The 16,195-nt window shown below is 71.9% G+C and carries 14 protein-coding genes and 1 tRNA gene; 10 read left to right on the forward strand and 5 right to left on the reverse strand.

Going from position 1 to position 16,195, the window contains the following annotated elements:
* Positions 1–129: 129 nt before the first annotated feature.
* Both GKS42_RS04235 and GKS42_RS04240 read right to left on the reverse strand, forming a co-directional pair.
* Positions 130–1,455: an FtsX-like permease family protein gene (locus GKS42_RS04235; RefSeq protein WP_154792715.1), complete on the reverse strand. Its 1,326-nt coding sequence runs from the start codon at positions 1,453–1,455 to the stop codon at positions 130–132.
* On the reverse strand, positions 1,452–2,384 hold the full coding sequence (locus GKS42_RS04240; protein ID WP_168217750.1) for an ABC transporter ATP-binding protein: 933 nt from the start codon (positions 2,382–2,384) through the stop codon (positions 1,452–1,454). Before GKS42_RS04240 ends, GKS42_RS04235 begins: the two co-directional genes overlap by 4 nt.
* Before the next feature lie 171 nt (positions 2,385–2,555).
* On the opposite strand from GKS42_RS04240, the gene GKS42_RS04245 reads away from it, so the two are divergent.
* From GKS42_RS04245 to GKS42_RS04255, 3 genes are all read left to right on the forward strand, one after another.
* Positions 2,556–2,628 (forward strand) — tRNA-Arg (locus GKS42_RS04245).
* Positions 2,629–2,740: 112 nt separating this feature from the next.
* Positions 2,741–3,637, forward strand: a complete 897-nt coding sequence (locus GKS42_RS04250) for a GNAT family N-acetyltransferase (RefSeq protein WP_154792717.1) — start codon at positions 2,741–2,743, stop codon at positions 3,635–3,637.
* Positions 3,638–3,831: 194 nt separating this feature from the next.
* A complete protein-coding gene (locus tag GKS42_RS04255) occupies positions 3,832–5,763 on the forward strand; it encodes a DUF7507 domain-containing protein (RefSeq protein WP_154792718.1) in 1,932 nt (643 codons plus the stop codon).
* 58 nt (positions 5,764–5,821) lie between these two features.
* Here GKS42_RS04255 and GKS42_RS04260 read toward each other — a convergent pair whose 3' ends face one another.
* Positions 5,822–6,088, reverse strand: a complete 267-nt coding sequence (locus GKS42_RS04260; protein WP_154792719.1) for a GlsB/YeaQ/YmgE family stress response membrane protein — start codon at positions 6,086–6,088, stop codon at positions 5,822–5,824.
* A gap of 468 nt (positions 6,089–6,556) precedes the next feature.
* Here GKS42_RS04260 and GKS42_RS04265 point away from each other — a divergent pair, with 468 nt between their 5' ends.
* The gene (locus tag GKS42_RS04265) at positions 6,557–7,291 is read left to right on the forward strand and encodes a sugar phosphate isomerase/epimerase family protein (RefSeq protein WP_154792720.1); all 735 of its coding nucleotides are present in this window, start codon (positions 6,557–6,559) and stop codon (positions 7,289–7,291) included.
* Positions 7,288–8,403 carry a Gfo/Idh/MocA family protein gene (locus tag GKS42_RS04270; RefSeq protein WP_154792721.1) on the forward strand — a complete coding sequence of 372 codons (1,116 nt, stop codon included), beginning with the start codon at positions 7,288–7,290 and terminating at the stop codon, positions 8,401–8,403. Before GKS42_RS04265 ends, GKS42_RS04270 begins: the two co-directional genes overlap by 4 nt.
* Before the next feature lie 118 nt (positions 8,404–8,521).
* On the opposite strand, the gene GKS42_RS04275 is transcribed toward GKS42_RS04270, so the two are convergent.
* A complete protein-coding gene (locus GKS42_RS04275) occupies positions 8,522–9,619 on the reverse strand; it encodes an MFS transporter (protein WP_168217751.1) in 1,098 nt (365 codons plus the stop codon).
* 285 nt (positions 9,620–9,904) lie between these two features.
* On the opposite strand from GKS42_RS04275, the gene GKS42_RS04280 reads away from it, so the two are divergent.
* Positions 9,905–10,450 (forward strand): hypothetical protein, encoded by a 546-nt coding sequence (locus tag GKS42_RS04280; protein WP_154792723.1) that lies wholly within the window; start codon positions 9,905–9,907, stop codon positions 10,448–10,450.
* A gap of 14 nt (positions 10,451–10,464) precedes the next feature.
* Here the strand turns inward: GKS42_RS04280 and GKS42_RS04285 are convergent, their stop codons facing one another.
* Positions 10,465–11,208 carry a glycerophosphodiester phosphodiesterase gene (locus tag GKS42_RS04285; protein WP_232847917.1) on the reverse strand — a complete coding sequence of 248 codons (744 nt, stop codon included), beginning with the start codon at positions 11,206–11,208 and terminating at the stop codon, positions 10,465–10,467.
* Between the two features lie 191 nt (positions 11,209–11,399).
* Between GKS42_RS04285 and GKS42_RS04290 the strand changes: the two genes are divergently transcribed.
* The 4 genes from GKS42_RS04290 (at position 11,400) to GKS42_RS04305 (ending at position 16,191) form a co-directional block, all read left to right on the forward strand.
* Positions 11,400–12,428 (forward strand): hypothetical protein, encoded by a 1,029-nt coding sequence (locus tag GKS42_RS04290; protein WP_154792725.1) that lies wholly within the window; start codon positions 11,400–11,402, stop codon positions 12,426–12,428.
* Positions 12,429–12,515: 87 nt separating this feature from the next.
* Complete coding sequence (locus tag GKS42_RS04295) at positions 12,516–14,069, forward strand: hypothetical protein (RefSeq protein ID WP_154792726.1); 1,554 nt, start codon at positions 12,516–12,518, stop codon at positions 14,067–14,069.
* A gap of 152 nt (positions 14,070–14,221) precedes the next feature.
* Positions 14,222–14,533 (forward strand): hypothetical protein, encoded by a 312-nt coding sequence (locus tag GKS42_RS04300; RefSeq protein WP_154792727.1) that lies wholly within the window; start codon positions 14,222–14,224, stop codon positions 14,531–14,533.
* An 11-nt stretch (positions 14,534–14,544) separates the two neighbouring features.
* Positions 14,545–16,191, forward strand: a complete 1,647-nt coding sequence (locus GKS42_RS04305) for an alpha/beta hydrolase (protein WP_154792728.1) — start codon at positions 14,545–14,547, stop codon at positions 16,189–16,191.
* The last annotated feature ends 4 nt before the right edge of the window (positions 16,192–16,195 follow it).

Here is a 16,195-nt window from a genome sequence, read left to right on the forward strand (position 1 = left end):
TATCGGCCGCCGGTGCTCCCGGCTGACCACCGACCCTCGCCCCGGCATCTCGCACCTGCGCCGTCGAGATCGCCCCTTCGCGATGGGCGATCTCGAGGTGTCGGGTCCGATCTCAGCGAGCGGCGGCCCTCAGGCGAGCACCGTCCGCACCACCCGGCGTGAGGCCAACGTGCCGAGCAGCACCAGTGCGCACGCGGCGGCCACGCTGAGCACGAACTGCATCAGCACCGGCGTCGCGGTCAGGAACGCATACCCGAGGGCCGGCACCATGAACAGCAGTGCCCCGGCGGTGGCCACGCCGACGGCAACGGCCAGCGGTATCGACGTCTCCCGCAGCCGGGCGGCATCCATGACCCGCAGGTCGGTTCCGGCCAGGTGCAGGGCGCGGTACTCGCCGCCCTGATCGATGACCCGCCCGGCCTGCATCACGCCGGTGGAGACCGCGGCCAGGACGCCCGCGATCGCGAGCGTGAGGAAGCCACCCGTCGCCATGTCCCGGTACAGGTCGGCCTCGGCGCCGCTGCTGGCCGAGGCGGGGTCGTACATGGCGACGGCGGCCGCCAGGCCCGCGATGAACGTCGCCAGCGCGATACCGCCGACGCTGCGCCACGCGGTCTTCGGGGAGTCCACCAGGCGGCGTGCGGCGATCAGGGTGGCCACGTCCTTGGTGCGGCGCACCACGATCCGTCCGACCACCGACATCACCCAGGGCCCGAGCAGATTCAGCATCGCGAACCCGCCGGCGACCACCACGACGATCACGAGGATGCCGGCGAGGCCGGTGTTCCAGAGCACGACGAACACGGCCGCGAACAACAGGATCGGGACCAGCCGGGACCAGTGCAACGGGTTCGGGGTGGTCCGCGCGGCCACACCGAGCGGGGTGATCGCGACCTTGCGCAGGCTCGCCCCGGCCGACAGCAGCGCCACCAGCGTCACGGCGAGCACCGCCGTCGGGTAGACCCACCACGGCGCGACGAGCTCGGCGTAGGTGAAGGACCGGCCCTGGAACTGCAGCGGCAGCACGGTCAGGATCAGCAGGAACGAGCCGGCCACGCCGATCAGCGCGCCGGCCAGGGCCTGCGCGGCCGCGTCGAGCATGGTCATCAGGGAGACCTGGCCGGTGGTGGCACCGGCGAGCCGTAGCGCCGCCAGCCGCTCGTCCCGGCGGGCGACGGCCAGGCGGGCGGCCGCTCCGCCGAGCGTGACGAGCGGCACCATGAGCAGGATCGTGGCGGTTCCGGCCAGCGTCACGTAGAAGCCGGCGTCGCCGTACGGATCGGGGTCCCCGGCGGCGCGCTCGGCGAAGGCGGCGAAGCCGCCGACCACGAGCAGGACGACGGCGGTCGTCACCGCGAACGCAAGAACGGCGAGCACGCTCGTCAGCCGTTGCGGGTCGGACCGGCCCGCGCTGCGGCCACGCAGCAGCAGCCACAGGTCCAGGGCGGCCTTCATCGCGGCACCACCGTGACGCCGTCGGGCAGGCTCGAGCCGCCGACGGCGGGGGTGCCGTTCGGTCCGTACGGTGCGGTGGGTGCGGGCGCGGCTGCCGGCCACGGCCCGGGCGCCACGGGGGCGCCGGGCTGGGCGGTGGGTGCGGCCTGCGGCGCGGGTGCGGCCGGCTGTGCCAGAGGGGCGCCGGGCTGCGCCACGGGGGCGCCGGGCGCGACCGGCTGCGCGACGGGCGCGGCGGGAGTCCGGTCCTCGGACACGATCCGTCCGTCCCGCATGTGCACGGTGCGCGAGCACCACCGGGCGACCCCCGGGTCGTGGGTGACGATGACGAGCGCGGCGCCGGTGGCGCGGGTGGCCTCGGTGAGCACACCGAGCACCTCGTGGCCGGTCTGCTGGTCAAGGGCACCGGTCGGCTCGTCGGCGAACACCACGCCGGGGGAGCCGACCAGCGCGCGGGCGATCGCGACGCGCTGAGCCTGACCACCGGAGAGTTCACCGGGCCGGCGCGACTCCATGCCGCCGAGGCCGAGATAGGCGAGCCACCGTCGGGCGGTGTCGGTCGCCTGCGCCCGCGGCGTGCCCGCGAGCATCAGCGGCAGCGCGGCGTTCTCGTCGGCCGGCAGCTCGGGGAGCAGTTGCCCGGACTGGAACACGAAGCCGAAGTCCGTGCGGCGCAGGCCGGTGCGGGCCCCTTCGGACATCGAGGAGAGGTCCTGGCCGGCCCAGACGACCTGCCCGGACGTCGCCGGGAGCACCCCGGCGAGGCAGTGCAGCAGGGTGGTCTTGCCGGATCCGGAGGGGCCCATGATGGCCACCGACTCGCCCGGAGCGATGCTCAGGTCGACGCCGGCGAGCGCGGTGGTTCCGGTGCCGGCGGTGCCGTAGGTCTTCACCAGGGTGTGCGCGGTGAGAGGGGTTCGTGAGGTCATGGAACCAGCCTCACGCCTGCGCCCGTGCCACGGCATCGGTCCCCGGGGGAGTCCTGGGTGCACCCGGGTCCACCGGTGGTCGTCAGGGTGAGTCCGCCCACAGTCTGATGCCCCGATTGGAAACCAGCGGGGAAGAGCGGGTAGAGTGACCGTCGGTCCTCGTGACCGTGAGCGCCCGTAGCTTAATGGATAGAGCACCTGACTACGGATCAGGAGGTTGGGGGTTCGAGTCCCTCCGGGCGCGCAGCAGACCCGCTGGATTCCACGGAATCCAGCGGGTCTTTTGCATTCCACGCACCGGCCGGGCCGGATCAATCGCCTTGACGGGGCTGCTCGGCGCCCCGAGGGTGGCTCGGATGACCCGCATCGAGACGGCCACGCCGGAGCGCTTCAGCGCTCTCGCCCCAGACCCGACCGCCGACCTGGACCGGCTGCGGCGCAACCTCGCCGGCGGCTCGGTCCGCCCCGAGCACCTGCTCGTCGTCACGGACCCCAGCGTCGGCACCGACGTCGCCCGGGTCGGCATCTTCACCCACGAGGACGGCGCGAGCCTGACCTACGCGTTCCAGATCGTTCCCGGCCGCTCCGACGCGGAGCGGATCTACGGTGTGCTGTTCGACGGCGTCGCCGGGGCCGCGCGGTCCAGTGGGCTCGGGCGGGTGCTCGCCACGGTCGTCGACGCCGACGAGGGCGAACCGCGCGCGAAGCGTGCCGCCCTGGCGGCCGCCGGATGGGAGGTCGACGAGGACCGCCTGGAGCTGGAGGCGACGCCGTCGGCCTCGCTCCGCGGCGACGGGATCGTCGAGATCGACCCGTCGGACCCCGAGGTGGTCGCGGTCATGGCCGCCGCCATGGCGCAGAGCCTGGACGGCTACGACCAGGATCAGGTTGCCGCGCTCGGCCCGACGGCGGCAGCCGCGGCGTACCGGGACATGATGGCGCGACCCGATGGTCCACCATGGCTGGCCCACCGCGGGCCGGACGGGCTGGACGGTGTGGTCGCCATCATGGCCTTTCCCGAGCACTGGTGCCTCGGCTACCTCGGGGTGGTGCCGGGCGCCCGGCGCCGGGGAGTGGGCACCGCCCTCACGAACGCGATGCTCACCGCCACCGCCGCGGCCGGCGTACCGAGCGCCACCGCGAGTGTGGCCGTCGGCAACGCGCCGATCCGGGCGACCCTGACCGGCGCGGGCTTCGCCGTCCGCTCCCCACGGACCGACTTCGTCCTGAGGACCTCCGGCCAGGGGAGCTGAACTGGGGTCAGGTGGAGCCGTGAACGTGCCAAGGGTTGCCCGATCGGGCAGTCAGTTGGAGCCCGTTGTGGAAACCACAGACACGTCGGTGCGAGTGCCGTTACTGTCTCGGAGTCACATCCGACCTCTGAGGGGCCACTGTGCAAGCACTTTCCGTTCCTCGCGCCACCCTGCCCGCCCGAGTCTTGCGGGCCGTGCTCCTCGTCACGGCCGCCGCGCTGGCTCTCCTGCTCATGCGGCCGACGTACGCGAACGCGGACGTCACCGACCTGACGCCGCCGCCGGACGGCTGCCTCGCGTACGACGTCGGCGCGGTGGCGATGGAGGAGACCTCCGACGTGCAGACGATGACTCTAGATGTCGCCGGGCCGGTGGTCCAGGTCATCATCGAGTGGTCCGGGATCTGGATGCCCGCACCGACCGATCCCACGATCGGGGTCGAGGTGTCCGGGCCGGGCGGCACGGACTCGGGTGCGTTCGCCGGCACCGAGTCGACCGACGTGACCGGCCTGCCGACCACCCCGGAGAGCATCGTGTACGGCTACGTCGCTGACATCACGGATCTCTTCGGAGCAGGCGCGGCCGGGGCCTACACGGTGAACATCACCCCGCCGGTGGACGGGATCGACCTGCCGGAGGCCCGCTGGGGCGGCGCCACGGTGACCGCCGTCTACGACAGTTCGCCCTGCGACGACGTCGCCACGGTGATCTGGAAGACCGGGGCAGATTACTACTTCGGCGGCAACTCCACCTCCTCGCCCACGACCGACCTGATCGTCTACGACTGGGGCTACCCGCTCGCCGAGGACTACACCGCCTCGTTCGCCACCTCCCAGGCCGGGTCCGACCACGTCTCCACCGACTGCCGGGTCTCGTCGATCTGGGTCGCCACCGGTGCCGGGACGGCCCCCTCGACCACCGATGATCTCGTCGACGACGACGGGGTCCCGAACCCGACGCTCGGTGGCATCGAGGGGGTCGTCTCCCCGTTCACCCCACCGAACCAGACCTGCCCGGCGCCGGCGCTGACTGCTCCCGTGGTGGCGTTCTCCGGCGGGAACGTCGGACCCGAGCAGGCCCTCGTCCAGTTCGACGTGCTGATCCCCGCCGGTGCCACGTGGGCCGCGTTCCAGATCGAGTCCCCGGCCGACAACGGCGGCAACCCGGGGTTGCCGGAGTCGGGCGCCTGGACCGGGGCCGGCCTGCTGATCCTGCCGGCCTTCGTACCCGCGGTCCCGGACATCGCGCTCGAGAAGACCGTGCTCGACGGCGCCGGCGCGGCCTGCCCCGGCGTGGAGGGCACCGACGAGCTCGTCTCGGGCGAGCCGAACACCCCGGTGACCTACTGCTTCCGCGTCATCAACACCGGGGAGGTCGCCCTCTTCCCGGTGGAGCTGGACGACCCCGACCTGTCCATCACGGACGCCAACATGACCCTCGTCTCCGGCGACGACACCGTGCCGCTGGAGCCGGGTGCGGAGCTGGTGTACTCCTACGACTCCACCATGACCGCGGACCTGCTGAACACCGCGACCGTGACCGGCTACCCGGAGGATGGCGGTGAGCCCGTCACGGACACGAACGACGCAGCGGTCCAGATGTACGTGATCACGGGCACCGTCACCCCGTTCTGTGAGGCGGACGCCCCGTACCTCGGGTACGACATCCAGACGAACGCTCCGGGGACGACGGCGACCATCACCTTCACCGGTGACGGCGGCTCCGAGTCGGTCACAGTGCCGGTCGGCACGGGCGAGGTGCTCTGGCCCGGTGCCGTGGTCGGCCCCGACGGGGTCGGGATCGACTGGCCCGGCTGGGACCAGGACGCGTCCGGCGACTGGTTCGAGAACCCCGCCAACCCCTACACCTGGGCACGCCCGGACGTGCAGATCACGGTACAGGTGAACCCGACCACGGAACCGGTCACTGTCGCCTACCCGCCGGGGACTCCGACCTGTCTGACGGCGCCGCCGCCGAACGAGCCGCCGCCGTCGGCCGGACCGCCCCCGCCGCCGCTCGCCGACACGGGAGCCGGTGACCCGACCGGCCCAGCCGGCCTCGCCGCAGCGATGGCCCTGCTCGGCGCCGCGCTCATGGTGTTCTCCCGCCGCCTGGCACGTCGCTGAACAAGCGAGAAGCCGCCTCCCCGACGTGGGTGAGGCGGCTTCTCGCATGGTGCCAGCGTCAGCGGCTGCTGCCCCGACCCGCGACCGCGCCGTAGATCACCAGGACGAGCAGGGAGCCCAGGATCGCGACGATCCAGGTCTGGATGCTCCAGAACTCCTCAAGGCCGACGTTGAAGATCGCGCTACCGATCCAGCCGCCGAGCGCGGCGCCGATGACGCCGACGATCAGCGTGGCGAGCAGACCGCCTGGGGCGCGGTCCTTGAAGATCGCCTTCGCGATGGCGCCGGCGATCAGGCCGAGGACAATCCATCCGATGAAACCCATGTGGTCGTTCCTTTCGTTGGGGGGTGGGACAAGGGGAGGTGCGGGCGCGCCGGCGTTCAGGAGGTGCGGCGAGCCGCCGCGAGGCGGACGCGACCGGTCAGGTCCGGGCGACCGAGGCCGCCGATTCCGCCGCGCACTCCTGCACTACGGTGATGACATCCCGCAGGTCCGCCTGCGGGTCGATGGTCACGGTGCCTGTCAGCACCAGCGTGCCCGCCTCTGACTGGAGCCGCAACCGGGAGGGGTGGACGCGGTTGCGCCCCGCCAGCGTGGCAACCGCCGGAGGGCGGGCTGCGAGCGAGCCGGCGGAGCCGCTCCGGCCGGCGGATGACGCGAGTCCGACCAGGACCGCCCGCCCTGCGCCACAGCTGTCTCAACCTGGATCGAATCGTTTCGCTTTCGCCGTCGCGTGTGTAGGGTTGTCCGCGCGGTCAATCCATCAGGACACTCATCGAGGAGCCCCTTCACATGCCCGGAGCCATCTCCGTTCAGCTGTATTCCATCCGCGACGCCATGGCGGAAGACATGCCCGCCGCGCTGCAGCGCATTGCCGACCTCGGGTTCGAGAACGTCGAACTCTTCGGGTACGTCGACCGCGTCGACGCGCACCGGGACGCGCTCGCCGCGGCCGGCCTGCGCGCACCGTCCGGGCACGCCCGCCTCGTCGTCTCCGACGACCTCCCGGGTGTGCTGGACGCGTCCGCGGCGCTCGGCATGACCACCGTGATCGATCCGTCCATCCCCGAGGAGCAGTGGGCCACCCGCGAGCTCATCGAGGCAAGCGCCGCCCGGCTGAACGAGATCGCCAAGCAGGCGGCCGATCGCGGTCTCGAGGTCGGCTACCACAACCACTGGTGGGAGGTCGCCTCCGTCGACGGCACCCCGGGTCTTGAGATCTTCGCCGCTGCGCTCGACGACGGCGTGACCCTCGAGGTGGACACGTACTGGGCCGAGGTCGGCGGGGTCGCCGCGCCCGACCTGCTCCGCCGCCTCGGTGACAAGGTCACCCACATCCACGTCAAGGACGGCCCGGCCACCCGCGACACCAAGGCCCAGCTGCCCGCCGGGCAGGGCGTGGTGCCGGTCGCCGAGATCCTCGCCGCGGCCCCGGAAGCGCTGCGCGTCATCGAGTTCGACGACTTCGACGGCGACGTGTTCGACGGCCTCGCGCAGAGCCTGACGTGGCTGAAGGCGCAGGCATGAGCGAGTCCCTCGGGCGCACCGGGCGGGTCGGCGTCGGCATCATCGGTGCCGGTGTGATCAGCACCCAGTACCTGACCAACGTCACGAAGTTCGCGGACCTCGAGGTCCTGTTCGTCGCGGACCTGGACGTGGAACGGGCCCGGGCGAAGGCCGACGAGTTCGGCGTGCCCGGCAGCGGGACCGTGGCCGAGCTGCTCGCCGTCGACGCGATCGAGATCGTGATCAACCTGACCATCCCGGCCGTGCACGTCGCGGTGGGCGAGCAGATCATCGCCGCAGGCAAGCACCAGTGGAGCGAGAAGCCGCTGGCACTCGACCGCGAGTCCGGCCGCCGCCTGCTCGACTCCGCCGCGGCGGCGGGGCTGCGCGTCTCCTGCGCGCCGGACACGATCCTCGGCGCTGGGCTCCAGACGGCGCAGCGGACTCTGCTCGAGGGCCGGATCGGCACGCCGCTGAACGGTCTGGTGCTGCTCCAGAGCCCCGGCCCGGAGTCCTGGCACCCGAGCCCGGAGTTCCTCTTCGACGTGGGCGCCGGTCCGCTGTTCGACATCGGCCCGTATTACCTGACGGCGCTGGTGCAGCTGCTCGGGCCGATCGCCCGGGTGAGCGCCACGTCGTCGACGGCGCGGACCACCCGGGTGATCGGTTCCGGTCCCAAGGCCGGTACCGAGTTCCCCGTGAACGTCCCCACGCATCACGGCGCGCTGATCGAGTTCGTCGGTGGCGCGGCCGCGCAGACGACGTTCAGCTTCGAGTCGGTCCGCAAGCGCACCCTGATCGAGGTCTCCGGCACCACCGGCACGCTGGAGGTGCCGAACCCGAACACCTTCGACGACTCCGGTCACCTCTGGCTGCCCGGCGCCGACGAGGCGGTCGAGGTCCCGCCGGTAGGCTCGACCTACGGCCGAGGGAGCGGGGCGCTGGAGCTGGCCCGGGCGATCCGGGCCGGGGTGCCCGAGCGGGCGTCCGGCGAGTTGGCCTACCACGTGCTGGACGCGATGATCTCGATCGCCGAGTCGGCACTGTGGCACAAGCCGGTGGAACTCGAGAGCTCCGCTGCGGCCCCGGCGCCGCTGCCGGAGGGCTGGGACCCGGCGGCCCCGACGCTCTGAACCACCCGATCGACCAACGCACGAAGTGCCCGGTTCGCGTCTGACGCGGCCGGGCACTTCGGCGTTCGGGAACCTGTCGGGGCACCCGTTCTGCGCTGCCCGCGGTGCTCGGGCCGGGTCAGCCCAGGGGCTTGCGCGAGCCAGCGATCGTGCCGGTCACCACGATCATGACGCTCATCCCCAGGAGCAGTCCGAGGGCCGCGGTCCAGGTCCCGGTCGCGGCGTACAGCGCCCCGACGGCGACCGGCGCTAGGGCGCCGATGGAGTAGCCGACCGTCTGGGTCATCGCCGATACCCCGCGGACCTGGGCGACACTCGCCGAACGCATCGTCACGAGCGTCATCCCGAGGGCGAACGTGGCCCCTTGCGCGTACCCGGCCACCACGCACCAGACCCAGAACGCGCCCGGCATCAGCAACAGACCGCCGATGGCGATCAGCCAGGTACTTCCCACGACGGCGGTCATGGTGCGGCGGGCGCGGACCCTGGACGCCATGAGCGGCGCGGTCAGGGTGCCGAGGATCCCGGTCAGCTGATAGGCAGACGTCGCCGCGCCCGCGGTGGTGAGGTCCGTCCCGGCGACCTCCGGCAACAGGCTTGGCAGCCACGCCGTGAGCCCGTAGAACAGCCCCGACTGCATCCCGAAGTACGCCGCCAGCACCCACACCGCCGGCGTCGACCAGGGCCGCCGCACGGGCTGCCCCACGGGCGCCGGCGGCTCCGCGGGACGCGGCAGGCGGGCCCAGACCACGGCAGCGGCCACTGCCAGCACGGCCCAGGCGGCGAGCGCCGCGCGCCAGCCGAGCCAGAGCGCCAGCGGCACGGTCAGGGCGGCCGCGATCGCCGCGCCGCCGGTGAGCGAGGACGTCGAGATCGCGATCATCGGGCCCTGGCGCTTGGGGAAGTCGCGGCGCACCACCACCGGCAGCAGCACGTTCCCGGACGTGATGGCCAGCCCGACGATGGCCGTACCCGCGAGGAGTACCCACGCCGGGCCCCATGGCCGGATCGCCGTCAGCACGGCGATCACGAGCAGTCCGGTGATGATCGTGCGGTCAACCCCGAACCGGCGCACCGCGACGGCGACGATCGGTGCGCCGACCGCATAGCAGGCGACCGGGAGGCTGGTGAGCAGGCCGGCGGCCGTCGGGCCCAGACCCAGATCGGCCCGGATCTCCGGCAGGACCGCAGCCAACGACGTGATCGGGGTGCGCATGTTGACGCCCACGAGGGCTACCCCCGCGGCCAACAACCAACCGGGACGGCCGCGCAGGACTTGCACCGGGCCGCGTCGTCCGGGCCGCGGCTTCGGACGATCGGAGGACATGACGGTGACCGTAGACGGTTCTCTGCCACCTTGTGGATCTGGTCCATCTCGCGATCCGGTCGGTCGGAACGAAGGGCCGGGTCCGGGCGTTGGAGGGTGTGTAGAGCGATGGAGGCGCGGGCGACCGCGTCGACGCGAGCGATAGCGGGAACCGAACGACATGAGGAGTGCAACGTGGATGCCCTGGCACAGGTCCGGTCCGACGTTCGAGGGATGGTCCCGGCGAGCTCGCTGACCGGGATACTCGGTCTCACCGATGTGCTCGGCCGGATCGGGCAGGCCGGGATGGCACTCACCCACCGGATCGAGTCCGTCACCGGGGTCCGTGCCGGAGAACTCCAGGTTCTCGTCGCGGTCGAGGACGGTGCCGAGCACCCGCGGGCGATCGCCGCGGTCACGGGGCAGCTCCCGGAGGCCGCCGAGGTGACCGTGAAGGCACTCGTGGCGCGCGGTCTGCTCAACCGGCACGCGCACCCGGCGGACACCTCCGGCGAGCCGGCGCTCGTGCACGTCACCCCGATCGGCACGGCGGCGCTGGAGCAGGCCGAGGCGGTACAGATCAGGATCGTCGACGCGCTCGCCCGCACGCTCGGGGTCGAGCAGACGCAGGACCTGAACCGGACCCTCAAGGTGGTCGCCGACGTCCTCGAGCACGGGAACGCGATCACGGACTTCGACGCGGTCGCACGGCCCACCCACCTTCGGACCATCGAGGCCTGAGCCCCCGCGGTACGTCAGCGGGCGCTCAACCAACCCACGAGGCGGTCCGGGCGGTCGGTGATGATGCCGTCGACGCCCGCCTCGACCAGCGGTGCCCACAACTCGGCGGTGTTGGGCGTCCACACGTGGGCCTCGAGGCCGGCGTCGTGGATCGCGGTCAGCGCCTCCGGCCGCTCGAGGACCAGCGTCGCCGGCGGGTTCAGGGCAACGACCCCGAGATCCGCCCCGAGGGTCAGGGTGCTCTCGTCGAACTCGCTGATGAGCAGGCCGCGACGCAGGCCGGGGGCGGCCTCCTGCAAGGTGCGCAGCATCGCGACGGAGAACCCCTGCGCCAGGACGCGGTCGGCGATCCCGGCCTCGTCGATCTCCGCGAGCAGCCGGTTCGTCGGTTCCAGCGGCCAGTCGCCCTTGAGCTCGAGCAGGAGCCTGGTGTCCGGATGGCGCAGCAGGAGGTCCACCACGTCCGCGAACACCGGCAGCGGGGTGCCCGCGTAGGCCGGCGCGAACCATGAGCCGGCGTCGAGGTGGCGCACCTCGGTGCTCGGCAGCGCCGCCACCGGGCCGGCGCCGTCGGTGGTGCGGTCCACGGTGGCGTCGTGGATGACGATGCCGATGCCGTCCTCGCAGACCTGTACGTCGATCTCGATCATGTCCGCACCGCCGAGCACGGCCGACTCGAACGCGGGCAGCGTGTTCTCGGGCGCTACGGAGGAGTTTCCGCGGTGGGCGATGATCAGTGGGCGCGTCGTTGTTGGCACGGGGCACAGCCTAATCGCGCACCACGGCGGGGGCGCCAAACGACGGGAACGCTCAGCGATGGTTGGGGAAACGTTCACCGGGGATTCGTAGTCAGCATTGAAGAGTCCATCTGACCGCCACCAGTGGTGGGAATGACGCGGATGTGCCAGAGTCGGTGACAACGCATTCTGAGCCATTGGGGATTCCAGTTATGCACGCACGTCCGGTGTCCGGTGCCACACCCGGCATCGTGGTGCGCTGGGTGCGGCGCGGACTCCTGACCCTCGGCACCGCCGCCGCGGGTGTTGTGATCGGGGCAGGTGTAGCCGTCGCGGCGACTGGGGAGGCGCCGGAATCGGACGGGTCGGACGGCCCGCTCGCCTCGACCCTCGGCCTCGTGCAGGACATCGCGGCCCCGGTGACCGAGCCGCTCGTGTCCGAAGTGGTCGCGCCGCTCACTGCGCCGATCCTGGACGCTGCCGCGCCGGTCACTGATCCGGTGGTCGACCACGTCGTCGCGCCGGTCACCGCCCCCGTGGTCGAGGCCGTCGCGCCCGTGATCACCGAGGTGACCGAGCCGCTCCGCCCCGTCCTCGATCCGGTCCGGCAGGAGGTCCTGGACCCGGTGCTCGACGTGGTCGAGCCGGCCACCGGTGGAGTCGTCGGGGACGTGGTGGACCTCGTGAGTCCGGCGGTGGACGCCGTGATCCCGCCTCAGCCCGTTGAGTCCGTGCCATCAGACCCGACTGTGTCACCTGGACCCGGTTCGAGTCTTCCGGGCCTCGTCGCCGAATCGGTCGATGGCGTTGACCTGCCCAGTGACCTCCTGCCGCCGGGTGCGGACCCCGGACTTGTCGAGCCGGTCCCCGGTGCCCTCACGGACACCGGGTCGTCGCAGCAGGCGAGCAACTTGGCGGGTCCGCCGGCGCCCGGTCACGGGCTCACGATGACCTCCCAGCTCGCTGGAGCAGTCCGGGCGGCTGGTGCCCCGACGGCTCTCGATGCCGACCGGGCGGGAAGCGACGACGTCCCGTCCCACGCGCCACCGCGCCCGTACGGCACCGACCCCGGGCTACAGAAGGTGCCCGTCCCGACGACCGGGCAGCCCCGCCCGGTGGACGCCACGCCCGTTCTCGGAACCGATGTCCGGCCGCCTGCCGCGCGGGGTGCCGTGCACCCCGCGGATCTGGCTCCGCGGGTCACCGCGGACCCGTTCGACATTCCAGTCTCGCCTGGATGATCTGAGCCTTCCGTGAGCTGTTACTCACGGCCGCGCTAAACCCGGTTTCAATTCGGGCATTTCAGATCATTGGACAGGAGTGGAATCATGCATGCCATTTTCAGAACTGCATTACGCACATTAGTGGTGACCGGCGGCCTCGTGGTCGCAGGCGCCGGGGCCGCACAGGCGGCGGAGGGCGACCTCCTGGACCTCGGCCTCGTGGAGGACCTGACGACCACTGTCTCCGAGACAGTCGGCGGCGATCTCCTCACGGACGTCGTGGCGGACAACACGGTGACCGCGCCGATCTCGATCCCGGTGACGATCGGGGACGTCGCCCTCGGTGTTGGAGGTGACGCGGCCGCGAGTTCCACCGAGTCGGCGCCACCACCAGCGCAGCCACGGGAGGTCGTTGCGGTCTCGTCGGCCAGCGGCGATTCGTTGGTGGAGGATGTCGCGGCCGACAGCACGGTAACGGCGCCGATCTCGATCCCGGTCACGGTCGGTGACATTGCGGTCGGGGTTGCTGGTGACTCCGCGGTGTCCTCGACCAGCTCGGGTGAGACCGGTGCGTCGGACCCGGTCTCCGTCGAGGCAGCGTCCCCCGCGAACGGCGACGCGTCAGTCGAGGATGTGGTGGCTGATAACACGGTGACGGCGCCGGTCGGTGTTCCGGTGTCGGTGGGTGGTATTGCGTTGGGGGTGCTGGGTGACGCTGGTGTCTCTTCCTCGCAGGGGCAGGAGGAGGCGGCTTCTTCTCCGGTGGACGTCTCGACCGGTGGCGGTGAGGCAGCTACCGGCGGTCTCGCTTCCGATGTGGTGGCTGATAACACGGTGACGGCGCCGGTCGGTGTTCCGGTGTCGGTGGGTGGTATTGCGTTGGGGGTGCTGGGTGACGCTGGTGTCTCTTCCTCGCAGGGGCAGGAGGAGGCGGCTTCTTCTCCGGTGGACGTCTCGACCGGTGGCGGTGAGGCAGCTACCGGCGGTCTCGCTTCCGATGTGGTCGCCGACAACGCCGTGACGGCGCCTGTCACGATCCCGGTGAACGTCAACTGCATCAACGCCGGAGTGCTCGGCGACGCCTCCGCGGAGTGCTCGACGGCGGCCGCACCGGCCGCTGGTCCGGTCACCGTGGACACCGGCTCCGGTGAGGACGCACCGCCCACTGCGGGCTTGGCGTCTCTCGTGCCCGACGTGATCACTGGAACCACTTTGACGGCGCCGATCGGCGTGCCGGTGGAGGTCGGATGCATCTCGGCCGGGGTGCTCGGTGACGCGGCCGCGACCTGCGCGACCGGTGCCACGGCTCCGACCGATCCGACGGCGCCGACCGATCCGACCGATCCGACGGCTCCGACGGCTCCGACGGCTCCGACCGATCCGACCGATCCGACGGCTCCGACGGCTCCGACGGATCCGACCGCACGGACGACCCCGTCGACGCCCGGCCAGCCCGGCGCGCGGTCCCCACAGGGGCCGGTGCCGAACGCCCCGACGGGCGTGGCGCCGTCGAACGCGGGCGGCATGGCGCCGGCCGAGGCGGGCGGCGCGCTCGCGGAGACCGGTCCGGGCGACACGGCACCCGCGGCCGCGTTCGCCCTGGCGCTGGTCACGCTGGGTGGCCTGCTCGTGGGGTTGCGGAGGTTCGGTGACCGCTGACCCGTTGACCGGTCGCGGCCGTGGCGTACGCCAACGGCCGCGGCTCGGTCATGGGCACCTCTGGCCATCGCGCCGGCCACCCGAGGCCGTTACGGTGCCATCAGTGCTCCGCGTCGAGGGGGCCGGGGGTCAAACACGTAGGGGAGTCCTTGGTGGCGAGTGTCGAGGTAGTGCCTGCCGACGTCGCTGCCGCTGCCGCGCGGCTCGAGGAGGCGCGCGACGGCGTCGCCTCGGTTCGCACGGCCGACGACCTCGCGACCGTGACGTCCGCGCTCGCCGGCGCCGAGAGCACGCGTGCGGCCGAGGAGCTGGCCACGGCCTGGAAGCAACGGTTCCGCGCGTGGGACAGCGCCGCGCAGAACCAGACCGAGGCCATGGGTGTCAGCGCGCAGGCCTACGAGGAGCAGGACGGCGAGGGCGCCACCGCCTTCAACGCCATCGGTCCGGCGCTGGGGGCACGCTGACCATGGTGACGATGTCCCAGGTGCGGTCCTGGCGGCCGGCCACGCTCGGCCTCGTCGCCGACGCGATGGTCCAGCGCCGTCGCACGCTCGTCGCACTCCAGGACGAGATGGACGACGCAGCCCCGCCGTCGACCTGGGTCTCCGAGTCGCGGGACGCGGCCGTCGCCTCGCACACGACGTTGCGTGTGTCCCTGGCGGACCTCGTCGCCGAGGTGGCGCAGGTGGCCGCAGCCCTGGATATCGCCGTCGACGCGGTCACCCGCGCACAGGGCGAACTCGACGAGGCGCTTGGTGTCGCCTCCGGCAACGGGTTCAGCGTCTCCACGACCGGGCGGGTCACGGACAACCGGGACACCCTCACCGACGTCCAGGAGGTCGCCGACCGGCGGGCGATCCGCGACGAGATCGTCGACAAGATCGAACAGGCGCTGCGCAACGCGGGGCACGCGGACACCTCGCTCGCGGCCGCGCTGCGCAGCGCAGCGGGAGGGGTCGACGGCGGAACCGTCTCGCTCGCACAGGCTGCGGCCACCGGGACCGCGGGTGGGCAACGCGGTGTGCTCGCGCCGCCGACCGGCGGCAGCGATCACGACCTGAACTCGTGGTGGGAGGGCCTCACCGAGGACGAACAGGCCTCCGTGATCAGCGAGCACCCCGAGTGGATCGGGAACACCGACGGCATCCCGGCCTGGGCACGCGACGACGCGAACCGGGAGCTCATCGACGACTACCGGGCGGACCTGACCGGCCAGCTCGCAGCCGCGCAGGAGGCAGGAGACAACGGCCTCGCCGAGACGCTCACCGAGAAGCTCGACGGGCTCGATGCGGTCGAGGACACCCTCGAGCTCGGCAACCGGCAGTTGCTGATGCTCGACATCACCGGCGAGGACCAGCTGATGGCCGCGATCGCCTACGGGGACGTCGACACCGCCGACCACGTCGCCGTCTTCACGCCCGGCTTCACCACCACCGTCGCGGGGGACATGGCCGGCTACGACAGCCAGATGGCGAACCTCGTCGAGGGGGCCGCCGCGCAGTCGGACAAGTACGGCGACGGAGGCACGGTCGCCGCCGTGAGCTGGCTCGGCTACGAGGCACCACAGTGGGACAACGTGCTCGACCCGGGCTCGTCCGTAGCCTCGCGTGCTCCGGCCGAGGCCGGCGCCGGCAACCTGGCCTCCTTCTACAACGGCATCGACGCCTCCCGGGACGCAGATCCGCACCTGACCGCGCTCGGGCACTCCTACGGCTCGCTCACCACGGGCCTGGCCCTGCAGGAGCAGACCGGGGTCGATGACGCGATCCTGTTCGGCTCACCCGGCATCGGCACCTCGCACGTGGAGGACCTCGACGTCTCCGACGGGCACGTCTACCGGCTCGAGGCCCGCCGCGACGCCGTCGCCGACGTCGGTGGCCTCGGACAGTTCGGCATCGACCCCTCCTACATCGACGGGATGACCGGCCTGAGCACCGAAGGGGGTTCCATCGGTGGCGTGGATTACGGGGAGTCCGTCGGTCACAGCGACTACCTGACCCGGGGGTCGATGAGCCAGCACAACATGGCCGCCATCGTCGCCGGGGTGCCCGAACAGACCGTCGAAGGGGATACGCGCGGCTTCGGCGACATCCTCTCCTGGCCGCTGCCCTGGACCTACTGATGGA

Source organism: Occultella kanbiaonis, from assembly GCF_009708215.1.
Classification (GTDB): Bacteria; Actinomycetota; Actinomycetes; order Actinomycetales; family Beutenbergiaceae; genus Occultella; species Occultella kanbiaonis.

Coding starts and splice junctions, on each gene's coding strand:
- GKS42_RS04235 (WP_154792715.1), bottom strand. CDS start 1,455: ATGAAGGCCGCCCTGGACCTGTGGCTGCTGCTGCGTGGCCGCAGCGCG.
- GKS42_RS04240 (WP_168217750.1), bottom strand. CDS start 2,384: ATGACCTCACGAACCCCTCTCACCGCGCACACCCTGGTGAAGACCTAC.
- GKS42_RS04250 (WP_154792717.1), top strand. CDS start 2,741: ATGACCCGCATCGAGACGGCCACGCCGGAGCGCTTCAGCGCTCTCGCC.
- GKS42_RS04260 (WP_154792719.1), bottom strand. CDS start 6,088: ATGGGTTTCATCGGATGGATTGTCCTCGGCCTGATCGCCGGCGCCATC.
- GKS42_RS04265 (WP_154792720.1), top strand. CDS start 6,557: ATGCCCGGAGCCATCTCCGTTCAGCTGTATTCCATCCGCGACGCCATG.
- GKS42_RS04270 (WP_154792721.1), top strand. CDS start 7,288: ATGAGCGAGTCCCTCGGGCGCACCGGGCGGGTCGGCGTCGGCATCATC.
- GKS42_RS04275 (WP_168217751.1), bottom strand. CDS start 9,619: ATGCGCACCCCGATCACGTCGTTGGCTGCGGTCCTGCCGGAGATCCGG.
- GKS42_RS04290 (WP_154792725.1), top strand. CDS start 11,400: ATGCACGCACGTCCGGTGTCCGGTGCCACACCCGGCATCGTGGTGCGC.
- GKS42_RS04295 (WP_154792726.1), top strand. CDS start 12,516: ATGCATGCCATTTTCAGAACTGCATTACGCACATTAGTGGTGACCGGC.
- GKS42_RS04305 (WP_154792728.1), top strand. CDS start 14,545: ATGTCCCAGGTGCGGTCCTGGCGGCCGGCCACGCTCGGCCTCGTCGCC.